Source organism: Robertmurraya dakarensis, assembly GCF_900156875.1.
Lineage (GTDB): Bacteria > Bacillota > Bacilli > Bacillales > Cytobacillaceae > Robertmurraya > Robertmurraya dakarensis.
In genome coordinates this window covers 1-834 of sequence record NZ_LT707408.1, presented here as the reverse complement: position 1 = coordinate 834, position 834 = coordinate 1, and the positions used below count along the sequence as shown (strand labels likewise).

Sequence of the window (834 nt, the reverse complement as noted above, 5' to 3'; positions counted from 1 at the left end):
ATTTATTACATAGTTTATTTGGGAGGGAACGCATTGAAATTTGTCCGCAATCTCACTTCTCTTGATTTCAACAATCTCTTTTTCACTTAATTCTAATACCTGTTTCAAGTATTGTTCGATGATATCGGAGATGTTTCTCACTAAACCCCCTCCTATCTGACTTTGACTATATTTGACTTTAATTATACATGAAAAATATACCCATTTGCAATGAACAACACTTTAATAATTTCCCCAAATTTCCACATTCTCAAACGTTATTGTCGAAACGAATGAGCTTAAAAAGGTATTCTCTAAAAAGATGTTGAATTCCTTTGTCTTCATTTACAAATTCATAGAAATTTAAATTATTGAATATAGGAATGGATTGATACAGGGTTCAAAGGTGTATTACAGAGGCAATTCACTGGCTATTTAGGGTTATCAGGAAATTAACAGCGAATAACAAAAAAGAGCATCCAAATGGATACTCTTTAATATTGCCTGGCGACGTCCTACTCTCACAAGGGGACAGCCCCTAACTACCATCGGCGCTGAGAAGCTTAACTTCCGTGTTCGGTATGGGAACGGGTGTGACCTTCTCGCCATCGTCACCAAGCCTGCTGCATTGAATTACTTCCCTGTTGGCTTGCGACGAGTAAAAGAAAACTTCCTCGAACCAGCTATGCCGCAGGAGCAGACTTACTATATATAGAATGAGTTATTCATTCCCTCAAAACTAGATAACTTGACAAGCATCTTTCAAATAGGTTAAGTCCTCGATCGATTAGTATCAGTCAGCTCCACATGTCACCACGCTTCCACCTCTGACCTATCAACCTGATCATCTTTCAG

At 38.2% G+C, this 834-nt stretch carries 1 protein-coding gene and 2 rRNA genes; all 3 read right to left on the bottom strand.

Translation table 11 applies throughout. The features are described 5' to 3' along the window. A partial coding sequence (locus CZ487_RS00785) for a CtsR family transcriptional regulator (RefSeq protein WP_139339532.1) occupies window positions 1–141 on the bottom strand: 141 nt, incomplete at its 3' end. Between the two features lie 340 nt (window positions 142–481). Continuing rightward, window positions 482–598, bottom strand: a 5S ribosomal RNA gene (gene rrf, locus CZ487_RS00780). A gap of 148 nt (window positions 599–746) precedes the next feature. Next, window positions 747–834: ribosomal RNA gene (locus CZ487_RS00775) — 23S ribosomal RNA — on the bottom strand; the annotation flags it as partial.